The 21,535-nt window shown below is 52.9% G+C and carries 21 protein-coding genes and 2 pseudogenes; 14 read left to right on the forward strand and 9 right to left on the reverse strand.

Annotated elements, in window-relative coordinates:
* Positions 1-4: 4 nt before the first annotated feature.
* From flaJ to NUS69_RS01280, 3 genes are read left to right on the forward strand one after another with little or no spacing between them, the layout of a single operon-like run.
* Positions 5-1,723 (forward strand): archaellar assembly protein FlaJ, encoded by a 1,719-nt coding sequence (gene flaJ / locus NUS69_RS01270; protein ID WP_258084076.1) that lies wholly within the window; start codon positions 5-7, stop codon positions 1,721-1,723.
* Positions 1,720-3,660, forward strand: a complete 1,941-nt coding sequence (locus tag NUS69_RS01275) for a COG1361 family protein (RefSeq protein ID WP_258084077.1) — start codon at positions 1,720-1,722, stop codon at positions 3,658-3,660. Before flaJ ends, NUS69_RS01275 begins: the two co-directional genes overlap by 4 nt.
* A gap of 47 nt (positions 3,661-3,707) precedes the next feature.
* Entirely contained in the window at positions 3,708-4,973 is a 1,266-nt protein-coding gene (locus NUS69_RS01280; protein ID WP_258084078.1) for an amidohydrolase family protein, read from the forward strand.
* Positions 4,974-4,982: 9 nt separating this feature from the next.
* Here the strand turns inward: NUS69_RS01280 and NUS69_RS01285 are convergent, their stop codons facing one another.
* The gene (locus NUS69_RS01285) at positions 4,983-5,408 is read right to left on the reverse strand and encodes an NfeD family protein (RefSeq protein WP_258084864.1); all 426 of its coding nucleotides are present in this window, start codon (positions 5,406-5,408) and stop codon (positions 4,983-4,985) included.
* Between the two features lie 18 nt (positions 5,409-5,426).
* Positions 5,427-6,386: an SPFH domain-containing protein gene (locus NUS69_RS01290; RefSeq protein ID WP_258084865.1), complete on the reverse strand. Its 960-nt coding sequence runs from the start codon at positions 6,384-6,386 to the stop codon at positions 5,427-5,429.
* Between the two features lie 123 nt (positions 6,387-6,509).
* Here NUS69_RS01290 and NUS69_RS01295 point away from each other — a divergent pair, with 123 nt between their 5' ends.
* From NUS69_RS01295 to ndk, 10 genes and pseudogenes are all read left to right on the forward strand, one after another.
* Positions 6,510-8,399, forward strand: a complete 1,890-nt coding sequence (locus tag NUS69_RS01295; RefSeq protein ID WP_258084079.1) for a phosphoadenosine phosphosulfate reductase domain-containing protein — start codon at positions 6,510-6,512, stop codon at positions 8,397-8,399.
* Positions 8,351-9,301 (forward strand): helix-turn-helix transcriptional regulator, encoded by a 951-nt coding sequence (locus NUS69_RS01300; RefSeq protein WP_258084080.1) that lies wholly within the window; start codon positions 8,351-8,353, stop codon positions 9,299-9,301. Before NUS69_RS01295 ends, NUS69_RS01300 begins: the two co-directional genes overlap by 49 nt.
* 107 nt (positions 9,302-9,408) lie before the next feature.
* Positions 9,409-9,687: pseudogene (locus tag NUS69_RS11710) on the forward strand (ATP-binding protein); the annotation flags it as partial.
* Positions 9,688-10,090: 403 nt separating this feature from the next.
* Positions 10,091-10,195 (forward strand): annotated as a pseudogene (locus NUS69_RS11715) (hypothetical protein); the annotation flags it as partial.
* Between the two features lie 469 nt (positions 10,196-10,664).
* Entirely contained in the window at positions 10,665-11,867 is a 1,203-nt protein-coding gene (locus NUS69_RS01310) for a hypothetical protein (RefSeq protein ID WP_258084082.1), read from the forward strand.
* A gap of 99 nt (positions 11,868-11,966) precedes the next feature.
* Positions 11,967-12,581 carry an HVO_0476 family zinc finger protein gene (locus tag NUS69_RS01315; RefSeq protein ID WP_258084866.1) on the forward strand — a complete coding sequence of 205 codons (615 nt, stop codon included), beginning with the start codon at positions 11,967-11,969 and terminating at the stop codon, positions 12,579-12,581.
* A gap of 149 nt (positions 12,582-12,730) precedes the next feature.
* Positions 12,731-13,102: a 50S ribosomal protein L7Ae gene (rpl7ae, locus tag NUS69_RS01320; protein WP_055429498.1), complete on the forward strand. Its 372-nt coding sequence runs from the start codon at positions 12,731-12,733 to the stop codon at positions 13,100-13,102.
* A gap of 78 nt (positions 13,103-13,180) precedes the next feature.
* Positions 13,181-13,393, forward strand: coding sequence for a 30S ribosomal protein S28e (locus NUS69_RS01325; RefSeq protein WP_055429497.1), 213 nt, complete (start codon positions 13,181-13,183; stop codon positions 13,391-13,393).
* A gap of 5 nt (positions 13,394-13,398) precedes the next feature.
* The gene (locus NUS69_RS01330; protein WP_258084083.1) at positions 13,399-13,602 is read left to right on the forward strand and encodes a 50S ribosomal protein L24e; all 204 of its coding nucleotides are present in this window, start codon (positions 13,399-13,401) and stop codon (positions 13,600-13,602) included.
* Between the two features lie 103 nt (positions 13,603-13,705).
* Positions 13,706-14,230: a nucleoside-diphosphate kinase gene (gene ndk / locus NUS69_RS01335; RefSeq protein ID WP_258084867.1), complete on the forward strand. Its 525-nt coding sequence runs from the start codon at positions 13,706-13,708 to the stop codon at positions 14,228-14,230.
* Here the strand turns inward: ndk and NUS69_RS01340 are convergent.
* On the reverse strand, positions 14,227-15,117 hold the full coding sequence (locus NUS69_RS01340) for a hypothetical protein (protein ID WP_258084084.1): 891 nt from the start codon (positions 15,115-15,117) through the stop codon (positions 14,227-14,229). The genes ndk and NUS69_RS01340 overlap by 4 nt on opposite strands.
* A gap of 87 nt (positions 15,118-15,204) precedes the next feature.
* Here NUS69_RS01340 and infB point away from each other — a divergent pair, with 87 nt between their 5' ends.
* A complete protein-coding gene (gene infB, locus NUS69_RS01345) occupies positions 15,205-17,010 on the forward strand; it encodes a translation initiation factor IF-2 (RefSeq protein WP_258084085.1) in 1,806 nt (601 codons plus the stop codon).
* Here infB and NUS69_RS01350 read toward each other — a convergent pair.
* Genes NUS69_RS01350 through rlmD form a run of 6 tightly spaced genes read right to left on the reverse strand, consistent with a single transcriptional unit; the run spans position 17,007 to position 21,531 of the window.
* Complete coding sequence (locus tag NUS69_RS01350) at positions 17,007-17,474, reverse strand: type II toxin-antitoxin system VapC family toxin (protein ID WP_258084086.1); 468 nt, start codon at positions 17,472-17,474, stop codon at positions 17,007-17,009. The two genes, infB and NUS69_RS01350, sit on opposite strands and share 4 nt — an antisense overlap.
* Positions 17,455-17,625: a hypothetical protein gene (locus NUS69_RS01355; protein WP_258084087.1), complete on the reverse strand. Its 171-nt coding sequence runs from the start codon at positions 17,623-17,625 to the stop codon at positions 17,455-17,457. The genes NUS69_RS01350 and NUS69_RS01355 overlap by 20 nt, the downstream gene beginning before the upstream one ends.
* 47 nt (positions 17,626-17,672) lie before the next feature.
* Positions 17,673-18,581 carry a hypothetical protein gene (locus NUS69_RS01360; protein ID WP_258084088.1) on the reverse strand — a complete coding sequence of 303 codons (909 nt, stop codon included), beginning with the start codon at positions 18,579-18,581 and terminating at the stop codon, positions 17,673-17,675.
* Positions 18,578-18,784, reverse strand: a complete 207-nt coding sequence (locus NUS69_RS01365; protein WP_258084089.1) for a hypothetical protein — start codon at positions 18,782-18,784, stop codon at positions 18,578-18,580. Before NUS69_RS01365 ends, NUS69_RS01360 begins: the two co-directional genes overlap by 4 nt.
* Before the next feature lie 12 nt (positions 18,785-18,796).
* Positions 18,797-20,209 (reverse strand): ATP-binding protein, encoded by a 1,413-nt coding sequence (locus tag NUS69_RS01370; protein WP_258084090.1) that lies wholly within the window; start codon positions 20,207-20,209, stop codon positions 18,797-18,799.
* Between the two features lie 59 nt (positions 20,210-20,268).
* Entirely contained in the window at positions 20,269-21,531 is a 1,263-nt protein-coding gene (gene rlmD / locus NUS69_RS01375) for a 23S rRNA (uracil(1939)-C(5))-methyltransferase RlmD (RefSeq protein ID WP_258084091.1), read from the reverse strand.
* Between the last annotated feature and the right edge of the window lie 4 nt (positions 21,532-21,535).

Consider the following 21,535-nt stretch of genomic DNA (forward strand, 5'->3'; position numbering starts at 1 on the left):
TGGAATGCCGGGAGAGAAGGCTGGAGTGCTGGCGCAGTCCGGCATCACGATGCATGAGTACTTCAGGAAAGTGCTCCTGCCCAGCCTGGTTGGTGCCATGGCACTCTTCGCCGCGGTCTTAGTGCTCAAGAGTTTTGTTACCCTCTCAAACGTGATAACCTTTGCTCTGTACGCGATTCCACTCCTGCCCCTGATATACGCTGTGGGATATCCGTATGCCAAGATAAGCAACAAGAGGGTGCAGATAAACTCGAAGATCCCGTACTTTGCCACGTACTTCGCGGTTCTCTCTACGAGCGACGTCAGCAGGAGCGAGCTGGTCTGGAACCTCGCCACGGAAAAGATACTCGAACCTATAGCCAGCGACATGAAGAAGGTGTACTACCTCATCGCAAAGCTCCACAGGGGGATGCCTGAGGCCCTGAGGTTTCTGGCCAGGAGGACACCCAGCAAGGTCTTCGCGGACTTTCTGGACAGGCTTGCATATTCCCTCGACAGCGGTGTTGAGCTCAGGGACTATCTCCTTCAGGAGCAGAAAACAGTTATGGACGACTACGAGACCTTCTACGAGGGAACCCTCTACGACCTGGACGTCTTTAAGGAGGTGTACTCCTCCCTGATAATCTCTGTTGTCTTTATGGTGACTTTCATAATCATCGGCCCGATACTGACCGGCCAGGACATCGTCAGCCTGAGCGCCTTCATGTTCGTGCTCGTTCTTGCCACTGAGATTGGAATAATGCTCGTCATAAAGTACAGGATGCCTGAGGACAAGATATGGGCCGACTACGCCATGACCTCCGAGAGGAAGGCCCGGTTCATTAAAGCTGCCTTGATATCCTTCGCAGGAAGTGCCGTCGCGGCTATCGTTGTTGTTCTCGTTATACGGCCGAGATTCAACATTCCTCCCCTCATCCAGGTGGCCATAATACTCTCTCCATTCATGTACCTTGGCAAGGTTCTGGAGAAGGAGGAAAAGGCCATTCTGGTAAAGGACGAGAACTTTCCGGCATTCATGAGGAGCCTCAGCTCGTCTCTGGCCGCGAGCGGCGCTGCGCTCCCTCTCGTGCTCAAGTATCTCAGCTCCCACGACTTCGGAGTCCTCACAAGGGATATACGGAACCTCTACCGCAGGGTGTCCATGAGGATAGACAACAGCAAGTCCTGGCGCTACTTTACGATAGACACCGGAAGCTGGCTGATAGGTATCTTTTCGGAGATATTCAACAAGAGCATAAAACTCGGTGCCGAGCCGGACTACGTTGGAATGGTCATCTCAAGGAACTTTGAGCGTCTGATAAGGCTCAGGAGAAAGCGTGCACAGACAGTTGCCAGCTTCAGGGGGGTTATTTATGGAATAACTGGTGCCTTTGCATTCTCCGTCGCGGCGGCCTTTCAGGTTGCGGTTTACATGAACCAGCTCTTTTCGAACTTGACCATTCAGGGGGACTTCCTCCAGAACATAATATTCGTTCCCTCCAAGAGCGGTCTTGAGATAACGAACTACATCCTGATTGTGATACTGATAACCCACTGCCTCCTCTCCGCGCTCTCTATAAAGTTTGCGGACGGGGGCCATATCGGGATTACTGTCTACTACTTTGTTGTCCTCGTGTGGCTGGCAGCGCTTGGCCAGTACATAGGAACCGCTGTAATGGGGAAGATGATGACCTTTTCCTCCCTCTCGGCGGTTTTGATAGGCACCCTGGGGGTGATGCCATGAGGAAACTGCTTGTTCTTGTCCTGACCCTCATTCTGCTACCCGGGGCCGCGGCCAGTTCATCAATAAGTGGGTGGCTGGCTTTTCCGCTCAAAATGGGGCCGGAGAGCGGCGAGGTTTTAGTCAAGGACATATCACTCAAGGATGGCTCGGTGCTGGCGTATCCTAGCGGCGTGGGCATGCGTGTTGTTCCCATCGGCGACCGTATCATGTGGGATGACTATTCGTTCGCCCTTTACGACGTCATATACACGCCCGAGGCCACGTACCTGAACACAACCTACGAGTTTCCATACCTCCTGGAGGGCAAGAGGCTCATCGCGGGTGAATACGAACTGCTCCTAAAGTCCGTGAGCGAGAATGGGGGGATTTTGCAGATAACCCGCGGGAACACCTCGAAGGAGATTAACTGTCCCTCCGGGAAGGAGGTCTCCTTTGACAACCTAAGGATATCGCTGACGCCGATGCCGATTCTCTTCGACGGATATCTGAGAAGGGGTCAGAACGTATCGGTCGGTGAGTGGAACGTTGTGTTCTACAACTACACGGTCTCCTCTCAGAACGGCCAGCTGACGGAGATAATTGACCTCCGTGTCAACGGCAGGCAGTATCTAGCCGAACCTGGAGATACGATAGACACGGGGAGTCTGGTTATAAACGTCGGTGAACTGGTAGGCTCGGAGTACCTCAAAGCCCCCATAAGGTTGAAGGGCGCCTACATCCGTGTTAGGGTCCTGCCTTCCTTTGATGGATGGTTTAGAGAGGGGAAAACGGAAAAGCTAGGTCCCTACATTCTCAGGATAGACAAGGTGTTCAACGACGGTGCCTACATCTCGATAATGAATCCCTGTGGCAGGGTCATCAAGTCGGGCTTTATATCCGTGGGCAATTTCTCATCGGGACTCTACTACGGCGGCCTTCTCCTGGGAGCGACGGCCTTCAGAAAGCGTGACGGGGCTATAGAACTCCACGTGGTTGCGTTCATAGACGAGGCCAGACTGCCAAAGGTAACCGATGTGGCACTCCTCAACGTTTCATTCATTGCTCCGAACAACGCCACGCAGTTTACCCCATTCGACGCGGAGGTCATAATAAAGAACGAGGGACCGAGCGATCTAAGGTACGTCGAGCTGAACATCGACCTCTCGAACGGGTTCCGCATCTTAAACGATTACCCGAGATATCTGGAGGAGCTTCCGAGGGGCAAGACGGTTGAAGTTCCCCTCAGGATACTTCCTGAGAAAGCGGGGAACCTGGCCCTCGGCAGTGTGGTGGTTGTCGGCCACGCTCCTTACGCCCTTTCCTGCTACGGCGCAGAACAGGTAAGCTTCAGCTCCGAGAGACGGGAGATAGAGGTAGCCCCCGCCGAGATTAACTACCGCATCGTGGTGTCGGCACCGAACGGTACCGTTGGCTCAAGGATTCCCGTAAACGTGACCGTGGTAAACACCGGAAACACCGAGCTTTCTTTCACTATCACCCTTGCCCTTCCCAGCGGTTTTGGTTCAATAGCTGAGAACTTCACTGCCTATGGAAAGTGGCTGACGAAAACGGACACACTGGCCCCGAACGAAAGCCGTGTGTACTCTATCACCGCAATCCCGCTGGTTCCCGGTCAATATGAAATCAGAGCCGGGGTTGAGAGCCACGGGAGGGTGTTCTACAACTCCACCACCATAACGGTGGAGGAGAACTCTCCAGCGCCGGCTCCCGGAAACGCCTCAGTATTGAAAAACACCAACTCAACCTGTGAGCCGAAAGTGGTCACGAAGATAATAAAAGTGCCCGTGCCCAGCAACGAGAGCAACACAACCGTCACGCCCTCCGAGAAAGGGATTTCTCTGAAAGAAAAGCTCATCTACATCGGAGGCTCCTTTGTGGGCGGGATCGTGTTTATCCTGCTCCTCGCGTGGATAGCCGCCAGGATGGAGGAAAGGTAAACCCAAAGCTTTAACTTACTTCTCGACCAATTTTTCGCGGTGAGAACATGAAGGCACTTGTCGGAACCATCGTGGACTGGGAGGGCGTTAGGGAGAACTCTGCGGTTGTAATAGATGGGCCTGCAATCAGAGACGTCGTTCCGGTCGACAGGCTCGGTGAGTACGGTATCGATGAGGTCTACGGGGGAAAGGGATACCTGATTCTGCCGGGATTCGTCAACGCCCATACCCACGTCGCGATGGCGAAGTTCAGGGGACTCGGCGAGGACATTCCCATCGAGCAGTGGCTGAACGATGTTATCTGGCCAGCGGAGCTTGAATGGACTCCTGAGGAGATACGTCGCTGGGCCCTTCTCGGAATGGCGGAGGCCCTGGCAAACGGCTCGACGACGATAAACGACCACTACTTCTTTGCGGACGAGATAGCGGAGGCGGCAAGGGATCTTGGAATCAGGGCGTTTGTGGGTCAGACCGTCATGGACGCGGTGGACTTCCCACTGGCCAAACCCGAGGAAGGGTTCCGCTTCTTCAGGCGCTGGGACGGAAAGGATGAGCTTGTCCAGCCGACTCTGGCGCCCCACGCCACAAATACGGTTTCCCTTGAGCTGATGCGTGAAATCGGGGAGTTCGCCCGCGAGAGAAACGCACTAGTTCACGTCCATCTATCCCAGAGTATGGGGGAGGTTGAGACGGTAAAGCGGCGCTATGGCCTAATGCCCGTGGAGTACCTTGAAAGGGCCGGTGTCCTGGACGATCACCTGATCGGTGTTCACGGCATCTACCTGAGTGAAAAAGAGGTTCCCCTCTACGCGAAAAGTGGCGCCACGCTCGTCCACTGCTCCCTGAGCATGGCGAAGCTCGAAGGCAGGATGGCCCCTATAATCGAGCTGGCCCAGAATGGCACGAACATAGCTCTCGGCAACGACTCCCCGAACCCCGTCGGAATGATGGATCCCTTTGAGGAGATGCGCTTTGCCGCGGTTCTCAACAAGGTCTGGCGGAGAAGGACTGACGTTGCCAGTGCCAGAGAGGTCTTCCGCTGGGCAACAGTCGGCGGGGCTAAGGCTTTGAAGCTGAAGGCGGGCCTGATAAAACCTGGCTATCTCGCGGACCTTGTGCTGATAAACGCAAGAAAGCCCCAGTTCCTTCCGGGGGAGAACCTGTATTCCCACATCGTCTACTCAACGAGGGGCAGTGACGTCGAGCTGGTGATGGTGAACGGGGAAGTGGTTTACAGAAACGGCCTGTTCACAAGGATAGGGAAAACGCTGGGGGAGCTGTGGGAGGAGGTCAGGGAATACCTGCCCGGCTGACTCCGGTTTTTATTCCGGAACCCTTTTCACTATGAGTTTAACTCCGTCAACGTCAACGACTTCGACGGTCTCCCCTATATTCAGTTTTTCGTCGTTTTCGCTGAGGGCTATCCACCTGTCCCCCTCAAGCTCGACTATGTAGTGCTCCCTGCCTATCTCGACGACCTTTCCACGCTTGCCCTTAAGCTCGAAGGTGTACTTGCCCTTTCCGGCATCCCGGACGTCCCTCTTTATGTACCTGCCGACGAGGATGTAAGCCACAACTGCAGCTACGAGGGCCAGGACAAAGCTCTCGGTGAAGTTCACGCCAAAGCCCATCAGGAGGCCGAGGACTACCATTGCCACCCCGATTGGGGTTATAAATGCCGCCACCATCATGTCAAGGACTATTACGAGCAGTCCGAGAATCAAAAGGGAAATGGGGAGTGGATCCATCTCCACCACCGGAGTAATTCACTCCATCAGGTTCTTAAGCTTTTTCAGTTCGTCTTCTGAGAGGTTGGCCGATGCGCTCTTATTTCCTGGATTGTCTCCCTTGGGAGGGCTCGGTAGTGGCGTCTCCTTGACCTTCTGGAGTATCCTCAGCAGGCCGATTAACGCCTCCGTATCGTAGGGCACGATGAGGTTGCCATACTTTGCAAGCTCCGGCATCTTCTCGATGTACTGGAGGGTCAGGTACTTCTCGTCGGCCAGCTTAAGGGCCTCAAGGACTTTCCTTATTGCCTCGGCCTGGCCCTCCGCAACGAGTATCTGCCTCTGCTTCTCGCCCTCTGCCTTGAGTATGGCAGCTTGCTTCTGGCCTTCGGCTTCCTTAATGGCGGCCTCCTTCTTACCTTCTGCGATGAGTATCATTGCCCTCTTTTCACGCTCGGCCGTCATCTGCTTGGCCATCGCGTCCTGAATGTCCTTGGGCGGGTCTATGCGCTGTATCTCGACGCGCGTAATCTTGACGCCCCAGCGGTCGGTTATCTTGTCGAGCTCCTCTCTCAGCTTGGCGTTGATTATGTCCCTTCCGCTCAGTGTCTCGTCGAGCTCCATCTCACCTATTATGGCACGCAAATTAGTTTGCGCGAGCTTGATTATCGCCATGAGGAAGTTGCTGACGTTGTAGATGACCTTCACCGGGTCGAGTATCTGGTAGTAAACGACGGCATCGACGGTGACGACCACGTTGTCCTTACAGATGACCTCTTGGGGCGGCACATCGACGACGTGCTCGCGCATGTCCACGACCTTGACGCGCTCCATGAAGGGGATTATGAAGTGTATCCCTGGCTCCAAAATCCTGTTGAACTTTCCGAGCCTCTCAACGAGGCCCTTCTGGTACGGGCGGATAACCTTTACGCTCAGCAAGAGCATTATCAAAAGAAAAACACCCAGTATCACCAGCGCAGCACCAGCGAATACTGCCATTACCATCGCCTCCAGTGAGTCCTCATGGGACATGAAGTTAAACTGCTTAAAAACTTTGGGGAGATACTACACGAGCAATCGCATTTATAAACCCCCGCTCCATTCTAAGCGCGGTGAGAGAAAATGGGAAGGCCGGTCTTCCTGGGTAAAGCACATGTTTACTGGTGTGAGAAGTGCAACGTCCCGCTCATCGGAGATAGCTGTGCCGTTCACGGAAAGGAGAGCGTATTCCGCCTCAACATCACTCCTCCAGGCGACTTAAGGTTCGCCTTTGAGAAGGACATCGAGTTCATACGCTCGGTCTTCAGGGAGCACTACGGCGTCGACGTGAGTGAACTCTTTGAGGGAAAAATCGTCCTCCTCAACAAAACGCCTGGAGAGGACGACTCCTACGAGATAATCCTCGACGGCTACGTCTTCGGCTGGATACGCTTCGACCCGCTGGAGCTGAAGTGGAAGCCGGGCTTAAAGGTCGAGGGTGCCATTGCCCTCTGGAAGCGCTTCGGGAGGTCCATGATGAAGTGGATAATCGTCGATGAGGGCGCCATAGAGCCCATTCTCAACGGCTCCAACCTCCTGCCGGTCGGCATAATCGAGGCTGAGGGGAGCATAAGGAGAAACGACGACGTAATCCTCGTCTCCGAGAGCGGTGAGGTCGTAGCGACCGGCATAGCGAAGAAGGACTATTCCGGGCTCACCAACAAGGAGCGCGGAACCGGCGTCAAGGTCAGACGGCAGAAGAGCGTAAACTACCGCGAGGGCAGAAAGGCCACGATGGAAGATGTGTTGAGGGCCAACTCCATCGAGCTGGAGAAAAAAGTAGAGGAAGCGAGGCGCTTCATGAGGAAGGTCGCCACCCGCTACTCTGACCTTCCGGTTGCGGTGGCATTCTCCGGAGGAAAGGACAGCTTGGCCGTTCTTGGCTTGGCTTTGGAGGAGTTCGGTGAGGATTTTACCGTCTTCTTCAACAACACGGGCATAGAGTTCCCGGAAACTCTCGAATACGTCGAGGAGCTTAGGAAGGAGCTTGAGCCAAAGGGTATTAAGTTCATCGTTGCCGATGCCGGGGATGCCTTCTGGCGCGCCCTCCACGTCTTCTCGCCGCCCGGTCGCGATTATCGCTGGTGCTGTAAGGTGACGAAGCTCGGCCCCATAACGATGGCGATAAAGGAGAACTATCCCAAAGGAGTGCTCATGTTCGTCGGCCAGAGGAAGTACGAGAGCATAAAACGCTTCAAGCAGCCGAGGGTATGGAAGAACCCCTGGGTGCCGAACGAGACCGGGGCATCGCCCATATTCCACTGGCGCGCGCTTGAGGTGTGGCTCTACATCTTCAGCAGGAACCTCAAGTACAACCCGCTCTACGAAGAGAGGCTCGACAGGATAGGCTGCTTCCTGTGCCCGAGCTCCTCCCTGGCGGAAATTTACACACTGAAGGAAGAGAAGCCCGAACTGTGGGCCAGGTGGGAGGGGGAGCTTAAGGTCTGGCAGAAGCGCTTTGGAATGCCCGACGAGTGGATAACCTACGGCTTCTGGCGGTGGAAGAAGCTGAGTAAGGGAGAGAAAGCCATAGCAAGGGAGCTGGGAATAGAGGTTAGGGATGACCGTTCCTGGGAGCCGGTGAGGTACTCCATCGAAGAGACCGATGACGGCTTCGTGACCCGCTTCAACACCGTTGTGAACCTGAGAAGGATTAAGGAAGTTGCTCCAATCCTGGGGGAGGTCGAGGAAGGCGAAAACTACATAAGGGCGGGCGATGTTACATTTAAACCAGACGGTGCCTATACGAGCGACTCTCGGGAGGCCCTGCAGGCTTACTACCTCGTCAAGAGGGCCTATGAGTGCGTTGGCTGTGGCGTCTGCGTCGGCAAGTGTCCGGAGGGCGCACTCAGCATCGACCCAAGGAGCAGGAAAATCGTGGTCGATTACGACCTGTGCACCCACTGCAGGGAGTGTATGGACGTATGCCCGCTCCTAAAAATCAAAAATCCCTCGGAAGGAAGTCAGCTGTAATCGGGTTATTCCTGATTCTGACTCTCCTTTTCCTCCCGCTTGTCGGTGCCCAGGAATATGACTACGAGATAAACGCCTACGCGGTGTATTTTGAGGTGGTTAGCCCGGATAACATCAAGGAAACCATTGAGATAGACGTGACATCCTACACCAACCTTACCCAGTACGTTATCTACACAGACTACCCTGTGGAGAATGCCAGCGCCGTGCTGGACCTGGGAAATACTGTGGAGAGAATTAACGTCACCGTCAGGCAAGTCCTTGGGGGAACCAATGCAGTATATATGACGTTTCCCACAATCAAGCCTGGCCAGAGCGCCCGGATAAATCTGGCCTTTACAACCCGCGGCATGATAAGTGAGAACGGTGAGAAGCAGCAGTTCACGTACTACGTTAAGTTCAGCCAGCCGGTCGGGGTCTTTCACATGCAGTTGCTCGTCCCGAAGGGCTACGCCATACTCTCACCGATAATCCCCTCGCCCGACAGGGTTGAGAGCTCAACCGACAGGCTTCTCCTCGAATGGAAGCGCAGCAACATCCGTCCGGGGGACGAGTTCTACTTCATAGTCGGCTTTTCCGGAGAGATAGCGGTTCCAAAGCCACCCTCACCGTGGCTCTACGTCGGTGTTTTCATTATCGGTCTCCTCATTGGAGGCGGGAGCGTTTACGGCTACATCCTTTACCGCGAACGGAAGCGCGAGGAGGAGTTCACCCATTTAAGGAGCGACGAGGAGAAGATACTCGCCATGCTGAGAGAAGGGTCGGTTCTTCAGAGTGAGCTTGCCGAAAAGCTGGGCGTTTCAAAGGCGAAAGTCAGTATAATCCTCCGCGAGATGGAGGAAAAAGGACTGATAACCCGCGTGAAGGAAGGGAGGACATACAGGGTTTTCCTGAGGGAGTGAGGCAGAACTGGCCAAGTCTATGTTATCAAAAGTTAAGTTTACCATGTGGTTAAAATGCTCTTGGAGGAGGTAGGCGGGTAGGAAAAACCCACCTCCTGTACAATGCAATGCAGAAGCTCCTCCGGTCGGGACTGCCGATGAGAAGGCTTTTCTACATCAACTTCGAAGATGAGAGGCTGGAAGGATTGAAGGCGGGAGACCTCTCCAAAATAGTGGAGCTGTACTACAAGCTGAATCTCGACGCTGATGTTATGTACCTGTTCCTCGATGAGGTTCAGGAAGTTGAAGGATGGGAAAAGTTCGTCAGAAGGCTCCTTGAGAGAAAACGGGCCAGGGTATTTGTAACGGGCTCCTCGTCGAAGCTTCTTTCCAAGGAAATAGCCACATCTCTTAGAGGCAGAAGTTTGAGTTTTCGACTGTTTCCGCTATCGTTCAGGGAGTTCCTGTTCTTCAAAGGTTTTGATTACTCCGAACCACTAACAGAAGCACGCAGGGGCAGGCTTAGAGGTTTTTTGGAAGAGTACGTTCGGTACGGAGGCTTTCCCGGGATAGTGGATTCCTCTGAGCTGATAAAGATTAGAACCCTTCAGGAATACCTCGATCTCATAGTTTACCGCGACCTAGTTGAAAGGTACGGAGTTGAGAAAACGATGGCCATGAAGAGGTTGATGAGGGTTGTTGTGAGGAACTTTGCCAGAAAAATCTCCATAAGAAAGCTCACTTATTGCTTCTACCGGCATAAAGCTGAGCCGACCAACGACCTCGGAGTACTTCTCCTACCTAGAGGATGTGGGTTTTGTAATCCCGATAAGAAAGTATTACCCAAGCGAGGTAGAGTCGCTGAGGAGCACTCCGAAGATATACCTCGCAGATACTGGCTTTGCGAGTGCCTTTGGTGTTGAGGACAAGGAGGTACAGAGTAGAGAACATAGTTGCGGTGGAGCTTCTGAGGAGGAAGCACTACTTTGAGCCAAGGCTTGAAGTTCATTACTGGGACGATGGGGGGTAGAGGTTGATTTCGTGGTTTCGAAGGGGTTTAATGTTGTTGAGCTTATACAGGTCAGTTACGATGTTGATGACTCCGCGACGATGGGCCGTGAACTCAAAGCCCTCATAAGAGCCTCAGAGTCATTGAGATGTAAAAAACTGACCGTTGTAACCTGGGACTACGAGGACGTTCACCAGGTTGGGGAAAAACCATCAGATTCGTCCCCCTCTGGCAGTGGCTTCTTGGGAAATCATTTTACTATTAAATCTCGTATATATGTGACAATATCCAAAATTTGTACTTAGTAACTACAAAGCGAAAAATTTAAATATTTCGGTTACTAGGTAGGTTTGATCACCCTTTGGGGGGCGGCGAATGCGGCAGAGGATGGTTTGGTTCGTGATTGGAGTCTTGGTCGGTAGTCTCTTTTTAGTTTCCGGTACACCAACACTGGGTACTCGTTCCGGAATTCCGGAAGGCAATAATATTCCGACAATCAAAGAGATACAATTTAGAAAGGTTGTCCTTCCTAACCATACTGCATTCATTATCTTTGGAAGTCCTGAACGGCCTTTGACTCCCAGGGATATTGAGAATAGAATACAGAAAGCTCTTGAGTCTCTGCCAACCTCAGGACGATATAAGGTATATGCACTTCCTCTAGATGTGCCCGGGACAAAAATTGTAGGGTACAGCATAAAGGTATCCCCCGAGGGAAGGGTCAATATAAAAATCCAGAGGATTACAAAGGACTATTCTGGAGGTATTGCCAAGCTTCACCGAGAGCTTGAGATGTGGGCCAAGTCTCCCATGAAATTTGGAAATGATATCAGAACCTTCAAAGAAGTGGGTATCCCTGAGAATATGGAAGCAAAAGCTACAACAATTACAGAGAAGGACATAATAATGCCTACCGGAACTTCTGAGCCTTATTGGTATGACTTTGGGCCAATAGAAGACGAGACTTTGAGCCCCCCGGCAGGAAACGTTTACGTAAAAGTCCACTACCGAGCACTTAAAAATGATCCTGACCCATCTAGAGAGTATTTCATGGTATCCGGGGCAATATCTAGTGATGGTGCCTACTTTAAAAGTGAACCGGGATACTCTTTGTATCCTCTGAACCCTGATTACTGCTGTTACAGAACCAAGAAAGGGGTTATAACCCAGTATTGGAACTTGGAACCATCATTGAACCCACAGCTTGGCGAGATAGCCCCTGGCAGTACACAATACGGCTACAAGAGCATTCAGGTACAATTAGGTGCATATGGAGTTGGGGTATCGTTTAATGTTGAAATACCAAAATACAAGATGGTTCCTGTATCAGATTCCAGTCAAGAACTTGTTAAGTGGTATCTCTACTTTGATCCGAATTCCGATAATGCCAAATATACGTTTTCAACAATGGCTGGTTCTGTTGCCAGCTTTGATGAAGTGGCATTGCACGATGGAAACTGGCACAAAATAGTTCAAGTTCAGTACGACGTGACCTTTGAGGCATCGATACCAGATTACTGGTACTTTGATTCAAAAACGGTCAGTGTTGGCTGGATTTGGATGATAAAAGTTGGGTGAGTCTTTCTTTGTTTTCACTTGTTTTAGACAAGACGAGTCTATTTGTCTTTTTGAATACTTTTATAAACGCCTCCCCTCTTCTTCCATCTGGTGAGAGACATGGAGGAGTATTTTATCTGTCCGGAGTGCGGTGGCGATGACGTTGAAGTCATCAAGGAGAGGGGAAGGGAGCTGACGCTCCGCTGCAATGAGTGCGGCAACGTCTGGCACGTAACCCTTCCAAAGCTCATCAGGGTGCCCCTAATCGTCAGCAAACACGAGAGGAGTTTCAGAACCTTCGTCGAGCTGCCGGAGGGGGAGGAGATAAAGGTTGGCGATATAGTCGAAACCGAAGACGATGAGGTCAGGATAACTGGGATAGAGCTCGATGAGAACAGACGTGTGGAGAAGGCTGAAATAGGTGAGGTCAGAACCCTCTGGGGCGAGAGTCTGACCTATCCGAAGGTCATCAAGGTCTCCATATACCTGCCAAAGGGAGTAACCCAGGCATTCAAAGTGAAGGTGCCGAGGAACGAAGAGTTCGTCGTCGGCGAGGTTCTTGAGGTCGGTGGCTACACATTCCGGGTTGAGAAGATTAAGACGGAAACCAAGATGCTCCACCACGGAAAGGCGAAGGCCGATAGAATAGTCGCTCTGATGGGGCACCAGATACCGCGCGCGAGAGCCAGGAGGAGCCTGGAGATATATCGGGGCTACGGCAAGGAATCCGCGTGAAAGAACCTGTGGTGATGAGTTTCCTTTTCTTTCTGACCCTCTTGGGGATGAAGAGCTTGGCCGCTGCTGATATCGAAATCCTTTTAAAGCCTCCTCCGGAATTGAGCACGCAAAACTCGATGAACGATGAGGTTTCGGAGGGATGAAAGATGGCGAAGCCAAGCTACGTCAAGTTTGAGGTTCCGGCCGAGCTTGCCGAGAAGGCCCTTGAGGCTGTTGAGCTCGCTCGCGACACCGGAAGGATAAGGAAGGGCACCAACGAGACGACCAAGGCCGTTGAGAGGGGCCAGGCCAAGCTCGTTGTCATCGCTGAGGATGTTGACCCTGAAGAGATCGTTGCCCACCTCCCGCCGCTGTGCGAGGAGAAGGAGATTCCGTACATTTACGTTCCGAGCAAGAAGGAGCTCGGCGCCGCCGCTGGAATCGAGGTTCCGGCCGCGAGCGTCGCCATAATTGAGCCCGGCAAGGGCCGCGAGCTCGTTGAGGACATTGCCATGAAGGTTAGGGAGCTCATGAAGTGAGCTCCTTTTCCTTCCTTCACTCACGGAAAGGTTTAAGTTCATCCGTGCGAGGGATTTTTAGGTTAAGGGGTGTGAGAAATGAGCGACGAAGGATACCCGGCTGAGGTTATTGAGATCGTTGCCAGAACCGGCGTCACCGGTGGCGTTACTCAGGTCAAGGTTCGTGTCCTTGAGGGCCGCGACAAGGGCAGGGTCATCAGGAGGAACATCAAGGGCCCGGTCCGCGTCGGGGATATAGTCATCCTCAGGGAGACCGAGCGTGAGGCCAGGGAGATCAGGGCTAGGAGGTAATCGCGATGGCCAGGTGGAACGTCTGCTCCTACTGCGGAAAGGAGTTCGAGCCGGGAACGGGCAAGATGTACGTCAGGAACGACGGCAGGGTTCTGTTCTTCTGCTCGGGCAAGTGCGAGAAGTACTACTTCATGGGACGCAATCCCAGAAAGCTCAAGTGGACCAAGGCCTTCCAGGAGGCCAGGCTCCAGAGGGCTAAGAGAAAGTGATTTCTTTCTTTTCCTTCCCGTTTCTAACTTCGGCGTTTCTTGTATGTTGATGCCTTTCCAAAAAACCTATTAACTACTCGGTCAACTAACTTCGGTGTTGCCAATGGCCGAGAGGAAAATAGAAAGAACACTCGTCATACTCAAGCCCGACGCAGTTGTCAGGGGATTAATGGGAGAAATAATAAGCCGTTTTGAGAAGCGCGGGCTTAAAATCGTCGGTATGAAGATGATATGGATCGACCGAGAGCTTGCCGAGAAGCACTACGAGGAGCACAGGGGTAAGCCCTTCTTCGAGCCGCTCATAGACTACATCACCAAGGCACCGAGCGTTGTAATGGTGGTTGAGGGCAGATACGCCATAAGCGTCGTCAGGAAGATGGCCGGTGCCACCGACCCTAAGGACGCCGAACCGGGGAGCATACGCGGTGACTACGGCCTCGACGTCGGCGATGCCATCTACAACGTTGTCCACGCTAGCGACAGCCCCGAGAGTGCCGAGAGGGAGATAAACCTCTACTTCAAGCCCGAGGAGATATTTGAGTACTGCAAGGCTGCTGACTGGTTCTACCACACCCACGCAAAGGGAAAGAAGGAGTACCTTGACAGCATGAACTGCCTTGAGCGCTAGTCGATCACGAGAGCCCGCTTGTCTTTTTCTTTAGCCTTCCTTTTGAAAAGTTTCGCGTATTCTTCCATGACCTCCCTGCACTCTTCACCTGTGTTCTGCTTTGATCTTCTGACGGTGTAGCTTCCCCAGATGACCATTGAGACGAAGGCCAGGGAGAAAAGCGCCGCCGCTGTCAGCGCGCCGGGGCCTAGGGAGGCGCCCACGATGGCAGGCAGGAAAATGAATCCGTAGCCTAGAACTTTATCCTTCGTGCCTGCGGATGGGGCCCTCAGCACACATTCCACCAGCTCCCTCCAGCGAGGGAACTCCTCGATGACCTTTCCGCCCACCACGAGGGCCTTCCCGAGTTTGTATATCGCGTAGCTCTCCCCGTCGGTGAGGCAGTCCAGACCGTTCTTACTTACCAATTCTTTGAGCTCTCCTCTGCAGGGAATCGCCTTAAGGGCGCGCAGAGGATTTCTGTCTGAGAGCACTAGGAGAACCGCGAGCAGGGCCGAGCCGAGGACAAAGAACATAAAGTTCACGCTCGCGGATAATCCAATATCCATACTTAAAAGATACCAAATAAGAAGTGAAGCCCCCGTCATCTCGTCTATTGCCAGGCTTTCCTTCGAGCGGAACCAGAGGTAAAGAACCGCCACGAGCGTCGCCATGAAAGTTTCGAGGCCCATAAGTCCGTTTGGGGTAAACTCACCAAAGGGTGTTGAAACAACTAAGATGGCTCCATTGGGGATCTCCCAACCCCCATAGAGTACCCAGTCCGTCAGGTAGGTGAACAGCGGAATTGCCATCGCCGCCATCACCAGCTCGCCCGCCCGTCCCTTGAATCTGCCGTAGACGAACGCGAGGAGCATCCCAACCCCTGTCCCGATCGCAAACCCTATCATCGCACCACCGCACAGAATTACCACGGCTGTTTTTAATTTTTGCGCCGCCGAACCCTTTAAAAGCCCCCGCCGGAGTTAAGCTCAGAGGTGAGGACAATGACGAAGAGGATTAGGCAACCGATTATAGCGGTTCTTGGTCATGTTGATCACGGCAAGACGACCCTGCTTGATAGGATCAGGCGCACAAATGTTGCCGGCAAAGAAGCCGGCGGAATAACCCAGCACATAGGCGCGACTGAGGTTCCCATCGATACCATAAAGCAGCTTGCCGGCCCTCTGATGAAGCTCTGGAAGGGCGAGATAAAGCTCCCCGGCCTGCTCTTCATAGACACCCCCGGCCATGAGGCATTCACGAGCCTGCGCGCGAGGGGAGGAAGCCTGGCCGATTTGGCTGTTCTCATTGTGGACATCAACGAGGGCTTCCAGCCCCAGACGATAGAGAGCATCGAGATACTGAGGAGGAACAGGACGCCGTTCATAGTTGCCGCCAACAAGATAGACAGGATAAAGGGCTGGAAGGTCGAGGAGGACGAGCCGTTCTTAGTCAACATCAAGAAGCAGGATCAGAGGGCCCAGGGGGAGCTTGAGACCAAGCTCTGGGAGCTGATAGGCAAGTTTTACGAGATGGGCTTCCAGGCGAACCGCTTTGACCGTGTCCAGAACTTCACTCGCGAGCTGGCGATAGTTCCGATTTCGGCCAAGTACGGCATAGGCGTCCCCGAGCTGCTCGTCCTTATCGCGGGTCTCAGCCAGAAGTACCTGGAGGAGAAGCTCAAGATTGAGGTCGAGGGCCCGGCGCGCGGCACAATCCTTGAGGTTAGGGAGGAACTTGGCCTCGGGACAACGATAGACGTTATAATCTACGACGGAACGCTCCACAAGGACGACACGATAGTGGTCGGCGGCAAGGACAAGGCGATAGTCACCAAAATCCGCGCCCTTCTCAAGCCAAAGCCCCTCGACGAGATACGCGACCCGAGGTTCCGCTTCGACCAGGTTGATGAGGTCGTTGCCGCTGCAGGTATAAAGATAGCCGCACCGGGACTTGAGGAGGCCCTCGCAGGCTCGCCGGTCATAGCAGCCCGCTCCGACGAGGAGGTCGAGAAGGCCAAGCAGGAAATCCTGAACCAGATACAGAGCGTTGTCATAAGCACCGGCAAGGTCGGTGTGATAGTCAAGGCAGACACCCTCGGAAGCCTTGAGGCACTCAGCAAGGAGCTGGGAGAAAAGAACATTCCAATAAGGAAGGCCGACGTCGGGAACATCAGCAAGACGGACATCATGGAGGCTTTGAGCGTTCGCGAGGAGGAAGAGAAGTACGGCGTTGTCCTCGGCTTCAACGTGAAAGTCAACGAAGACGCCGAGGAAGTTGCGAAGGCCAAGGGGGTGCCCATCTTCACGGGCAACATCATCTACAAGCTCATCGAAGACTACGAGGCGTGGGTCAAGGCGGAGGAGGAGAAGAGGAAGCGCGAGCTCCTCAAGAACGTCACCTTCCCGGGGGTCATCAGGCTTTATCCGGACGAGCGTTACGTCTTCAGGAGGAGCAAGCCGGCCATAGTTGGCGTTGAGGTCATTGAGGGGAGGATAAGGCCCGGCGTGACACTGATAAAGCAGAACGGCGAGAAGGTCGGTGTCATCAAGTCTATCAAGAACAAGAACGACTTCGTCCAGGAGGCGAAGAAGGGCGAGGCAGTGGCAATAGCCATCGAGGGCGCGATAGTCGGCAGACACATACACCCCGGCGAGACGCTCTACGTTGACCTGAGCAAGAACGATGTCATAATCCTCGCCAAGCAGCTCAAGAACGAGCTGGACGAGACCGACATAAAGGCCCTCAAGATGACGGCGAAGGTGAAGGCCCAGAAGGACCCGTTCTGGAAGGCGGTTTAGCCTTCCAGAGCACGTTCAAGTTCTTTTTCTGAGCTAATGATTTTTATTCCTTCATGGCTGGCCGCTTTCAAGAAATCCGAATCGAAGGTTATTAAGTAGTCAAAGCCGTAAAAGATTGCAGTGGCGAGAATTATTGAGTCATTGGGAAGTAGGCCATAAGTGTCTATCAGCCTCTCGGCCGTGGAGAATATGAACTCGTTGGTCTCGGCAAATTTGAACATTCTAAGGAGATCGTAGATTGGCTGTTTGTTGAGCGATTTCACAAGATCCGGTTTTCTCTTCAGAGTGATATAGCTTCGTCCCGTTTTCATTTTCAGGTAAATGAAAATGACCTCCGAGGCCACGGTTCCGTTGATGTATGCATCCACCTCTGACTCCACAAGGGTCTCTATGATCCTCTTGGCGGCCTCGTTGCCCTTTAAATGTTCGACTATGATGGTGGAATCAACCATAAAGCTCCTCATAAATCTCCACCTTGAGCTCGACGGCGGACTTCTCAGTCTTAAGGATCCCAAAAGTCTCGTTGATGATTTTTTTCTTCCTTCTCAGGGAGGTTATGTACCTCTTAACCTCCTTTTCCAGTTCGCGGGGAACCTCAATTTTTACGGTCTCCATCGCCACACCCGTTTAATATTTGGCCCTTTGAAATATAACCCTTGCGTTCATCCAAGCATTCTCAAAAGCTCCTCGGCCCTCTCGAAGTCCCCCTGCTCAATGAGCTCGCCCACCGTGAAGTAAAGGCCTATGAGTTCGAGGTTCTCCTCGGGCCTCTGAAGTAGTTCGTTCAGCTTGGCTTTGAGTTCCCTTTTGGCTTCACTCACGGCGTCATCCGAATAGCGGGCGTATTTCAGGCCCTTCAGCAGGCCGAGGAGCTCGCGGGCTTCGGCCGAGATGGACTCCCGGGTTTTCTGCACCCCTGCATTTTTCTTTTTCTTTTTCTCAGGGTTAAGCTCGTCGGGGTCAATCCCTTTCTTCTTGAGGAATTCGTACCATTCTTTCCCGTATACCTTTTCCGGTTTTACTACCTCTGGGTGCATCTTTTTGAGTTCGATTATGTGATCGCCAATTACGTCCAAGGGGTGCTTTTCGGGATTGAGGAATTCGAGAACGCTGAGTGCATCCTTCGCGTGCTTTATTTTCATCAGGCCAACGTGGACGAGATTTTCAGGATCTCCATACGTTTCTGCCAACTTCTTCGCGGCATCTATTGCAATATCTATCGTTTTCTCTATTTTCTTTTCCTCATCCTTTGGTATTATCTTCGGTGACTTGGAGAGAATTTCTTCTAGCAGCATGAGTTTGAGGTAATCCCCATGCTTCTCTATGAATTCGTCGAAGCTTGGTAGCTGAACAACAGTACCTTTAGCGTTCGGTTCAAAGTCACTACGGATTTTTTTTACGGGTTTTATTGCATAATATGTATCGCCAGTTTTTTGCCCCTTTCCTATCAGTATTTCTCGGTATTTTTTCTCTAATCTTTCCGCTCCGTATTTCCAACTTGCGATCCCCGCGAGTATTCCTATTATGGCATCGTATGCAAACTCGTCATACCCTTTCTTTTTACCTATCAATATATATCTTCCGTTATTGTCTCCATAGTGGAGGTGTGTGTGGCATAGGCCACTTCGCCATCCGACACGCCTGCTGCATGCCCGGCCATCTTCGATATGTGCGTATCTGTTGACGGTGCATATACGTCGACTTCTACTGTTTTCTTCCTGCCGAACCTTCCAGGGACGATCTTCTTTGCCTTGATCTTATGCATCATCACCATCCGGCACACCCCTCAACTTTTGTCCTCAAAAGAGATAAGCCTTTCGAAATCCTCCAAGTCCCACACAAGCCATCCTTCAGCTCTTAACTCTTCCTTTCCTTTCAAACTCTTTGCCACGAGCCCGTAGCTCTTTTCCCATCCCTCAAGGTCAACTAACTCCGCCTTCCTCTCCAAGTCCTTTAAAATTCTCCTCGCCTCCCGCTCGCTAAGGCCTTTCCACTTCACTTCGATGAAGAGCGCCTTTCTCTCGCGCTCGTTCAAAGCCACCAGATCAATCTCCTCGCCCCTACGCCACCATCTGCCAAGTTTCATGAAGCGGAAGCCCGTGAGCCTTAAGAAAACTTCCGGATTCCTGATGAGTTTCTCGAAGACGGAACCCATGTAGGCGTTAAAGTCGCTCTTTGAGCGCTCCCATACTTCCTCTGCCAGTCCTGCCTCAAGATAGCCCTTGTTCGGCAGCACGTAGCGGAACCAGAAGGCAAAGTAGTTGTCGGCTATCGAGTACAGCCCTCTCTTGCTTGCTTCTTTAAGCGTTGCGGTCACCGGGACTTCGCGCTCAACTATTTCAAGCCTCTGGAGAACTGCTAAGTACTTCGACACGAGGCTCTTGTCGAGGCCCGTTGAGTTCACAATCCCTCCAAACCTGCTCCTCCCGGCCGCTATCGCCTGCAGTATGGCGAAGTAGTTTGCCGGTTCTCTGAGCTCCTCCCTAAGCAAGAACTCCGCCTCCTCGTAGAGGAAGGCACCCTTGGAGAGCACCCTCTCGACCACGTTCTCGTCGAAGCTTTTCTCCGGGCTGAACTGGAGAAGATAAGCCGGAATCCCTCCTGTTATGCTCCAGACCTTGGCGAGCTCTTCAACGGTGTAGCCGGGCAGGAACTCCCCGATGTGGAAGAAGGGAATCTCGGTTAAGCGCCACTGGCCGGTTCTCCTCCCGTAGAGCGGGCTTTTATAGGCCAAAACCTCGTTTTCCATAGCCGAGACGCTTGAACCGCAGAGGATGAGCATTATCTTTGTTTCGGACAGTTTCAAGTCCCAGGCCCTCTGGAGAAGCGAGAGGACCGGACGGTAGTGCTCAACTAACAGGGGGAACTCGTCGATTATCAGAATCACCCTCTCATCGCCGATCCTTTCAGCAAAAGCCGTGAGGAGCTCGTCGATGTCCCTAAAGACCACTTTTCCAAAGAGTTTGTCTCCAAGGAACTCCGCCAAAAGACTCTGGAGTTCTTTCAGGTTGTTCTTGTATGGTTTCTCCGTTGCCAGAAAGTAGACGTGGGGCTTGTCCCTCGCAAAGTGGAGGAGCAGTTCGGTCTTGCCGATTCTCCTCCTCCCATAGATCACGAGGAACTCAGCCCTATCACTGGAGTATGCCCTCTCAAGGAACTCCAGCTCGCGTTTTCTGTTCACGAACTTTTGTCTACTCATGAGTATAATACTTGCGGTTCAACTATTTAAAAGTTGTGGGAGTGATATCCACTTGATAGTTAACCTTTCCTCACGAGCTCAACCACCGCCTCAACGTGCGGCGTATGCGGGAACATATCGACCAGAACCGTCCCCTCGACTTGGTAGGCCTTCTTTAAGTGGTTCTCGTAGTCGAGCTTGAACGCCCTGGGATTGCAGGAGACGTAAACGACCCTCTCAACGCCGCTCCTCACCAGCAACTCCCCAGCTTCCCTTAACCCCTTCCTCGGCGGATCAACTACCACCGTGTCGTAATCGCCGATCGACGTTTCCTCGGCCCGACCAACTTTAAAGACGGCATCAACACCGTTAAGCTCGGCGTTTCTGTTGGCCATCTTCACCGCGAAGGGGTTGAGCTCGACTCCCTCAACGGCAAAGCCCTTTCTCGCCAGCCAGACGCCGAAGGTTCCGACGCCGGAGTAGAGGTCAAGGACCTTTTCGCCATCGGTGAAGCCCTCAACGGCCCTCAGAAGAAGCTCCAGGGCGTAGCTGTTCGTCTGGAAGAATGAATTCGGATGGATGAGGTAAGTTACATCTCCAATCCTCTCTCGTATGAATGGTCCCCCATCGAGAAGCTCGGGCTCTCCCCTCGGGTCGTCCCTCTCATTGGCCTTGAGGCTCCAGTAGAGGGAATCCGTGAAGGAGAAGTAGTCCCTGAAGGCCTCGGCAGCCTCTTTCGAGGGTTTCTTATGAGCTATGAGGTTCACCATCACATCACCTGTGAACTTGCCCTCTCTGACTTGGAGGTAGTGAATGTCCCCGGCTTTCTTTTTCAGGTCCCAGGGCCTTAGGCCGCTCTCCCTGAGGAAACTTCTGAGGGCATTCAGATACTCGCGTGTCTTCTTCGAGAAAACCGGGCACTCGTAAAGATCAACGACGCTGAGCGGGTTCCCGTACTCCTTGAGGCCAATTCCATCGGTTGTAACGATGAAGTTGCTCACGTTCCGAAAGTCCCAGATTTTGAGTGAGCCCTTAATCGGAGCGCTTACCCCCGTTATCCGCTCGAAGAGCTCCCCCTTAAGCCTCAGTTGCTCCCTGTACTTCAACCCCTGCCAGAGGCAACCGCCGCATCTCCCAAAGTGGGAACATCTCGCCCTCTCCCTGAGTGGTGAGGGTTCGATGAGCTCAAGATCCTTTGCAAGAAGTCTGCCGAAGCGCCTTTTGGTTTTTCCAGCTTTTACCTCGTCGCCGGGATATGAGAACGGCACGTAGATCAGCTTGCCACCCGTTTCCAGTATTCCCAGACCGTCGTCGCTCAGGCTGGTTATCCTCCCTTGTATCATGGAG

Origin of the sequence: Thermococcus thermotolerans (assembly GCF_024707485.1) — an archaeon.
In the GTDB taxonomy this organism is placed as follows: Archaea; Methanobacteriota_B; Thermococci; order Thermococcales; family Thermococcaceae; genus Thermococcus; species Thermococcus thermotolerans.

Excerpts from the sequence above, each read along its gene's own strand:
- flaJ (WP_258084076.1), top strand. The coding sequence starts at position 5 with ATGCCGGGAGAGAAGGCTGGAGTGCTGGCGCAGTCCGGCATCACGATG.
- NUS69_RS01275 (WP_258084077.1), top strand. The coding sequence starts at position 1,720 with ATGAGGAAACTGCTTGTTCTTGTCCTGACCCTCATTCTGCTACCCGGG.
- NUS69_RS01280 (WP_258084078.1), top strand. The coding sequence starts at position 3,708 with ATGAAGGCACTTGTCGGAACCATCGTGGACTGGGAGGGCGTTAGGGAG.
- NUS69_RS01285 (WP_258084864.1), bottom strand. The coding sequence starts at position 5,408 with ATGGATCCACTCCCCATTTCCCTTTTGATTCTCGGACTGCTCGTAATA.
- NUS69_RS01290 (WP_258084865.1), bottom strand. The coding sequence starts at position 6,386 with ATGGCAGTATTCGCTGGTGCTGCGCTGGTGATACTGGGTGTTTTTCTT.
- NUS69_RS01295 (WP_258084079.1), top strand. The coding sequence starts at position 6,510 with ATGGGAAGGCCGGTCTTCCTGGGTAAAGCACATGTTTACTGGTGTGAG.
- NUS69_RS01300 (WP_258084080.1), top strand. The coding sequence starts at position 8,351 with ATGCCCGCTCCTAAAAATCAAAAATCCCTCGGAAGGAAGTCAGCTGTA.
- NUS69_RS01310 (WP_258084082.1), top strand. The coding sequence starts at position 10,665 with ATGCGGCAGAGGATGGTTTGGTTCGTGATTGGAGTCTTGGTCGGTAGT.
- NUS69_RS01315 (WP_258084866.1), top strand. The coding sequence starts at position 11,967 with ATGGAGGAGTATTTTATCTGTCCGGAGTGCGGTGGCGATGACGTTGAA.
- rpl7ae (WP_055429498.1), top strand. The coding sequence starts at position 12,731 with ATGGCGAAGCCAAGCTACGTCAAGTTTGAGGTTCCGGCCGAGCTTGCC.
- NUS69_RS01325 (WP_055429497.1), top strand. The coding sequence starts at position 13,181 with ATGAGCGACGAAGGATACCCGGCTGAGGTTATTGAGATCGTTGCCAGA.
- NUS69_RS01330 (WP_258084083.1), top strand. The coding sequence starts at position 13,399 with ATGGCCAGGTGGAACGTCTGCTCCTACTGCGGAAAGGAGTTCGAGCCG.
- ndk (WP_258084867.1), top strand. The coding sequence starts at position 13,706 with ATGGCCGAGAGGAAAATAGAAAGAACACTCGTCATACTCAAGCCCGAC.
- NUS69_RS01340 (WP_258084084.1), bottom strand. The coding sequence starts at position 15,117 with ATGATAGGGTTTGCGATCGGGACAGGGGTTGGGATGCTCCTCGCGTTC.
- NUS69_RS01350 (WP_258084086.1), bottom strand. The coding sequence starts at position 17,474 with ATGAGGAGCTTTATGGTTGATTCCACCATCATAGTCGAACATTTAAAG.
- NUS69_RS01355 (WP_258084087.1), bottom strand. The coding sequence starts at position 17,625 with ATGGAGACCGTAAAAATTGAGGTTCCCCGCGAACTGGAAAAGGAGGTT.
- NUS69_RS01365 (WP_258084089.1), bottom strand. The coding sequence starts at position 18,784 with ATGGTGATGATGCATAAGATCAAGGCAAAGAAGATCGTCCCTGGAAGG.
- NUS69_RS01370 (WP_258084090.1), bottom strand. The coding sequence starts at position 20,209 with ATGAGTAGACAAAAGTTCGTGAACAGAAAACGCGAGCTGGAGTTCCTT.
- rlmD (WP_258084091.1), bottom strand. The coding sequence starts at position 21,531 with ATGATACAAGGGAGGATAACCAGCCTGAGCGACGACGGTCTGGGAATA.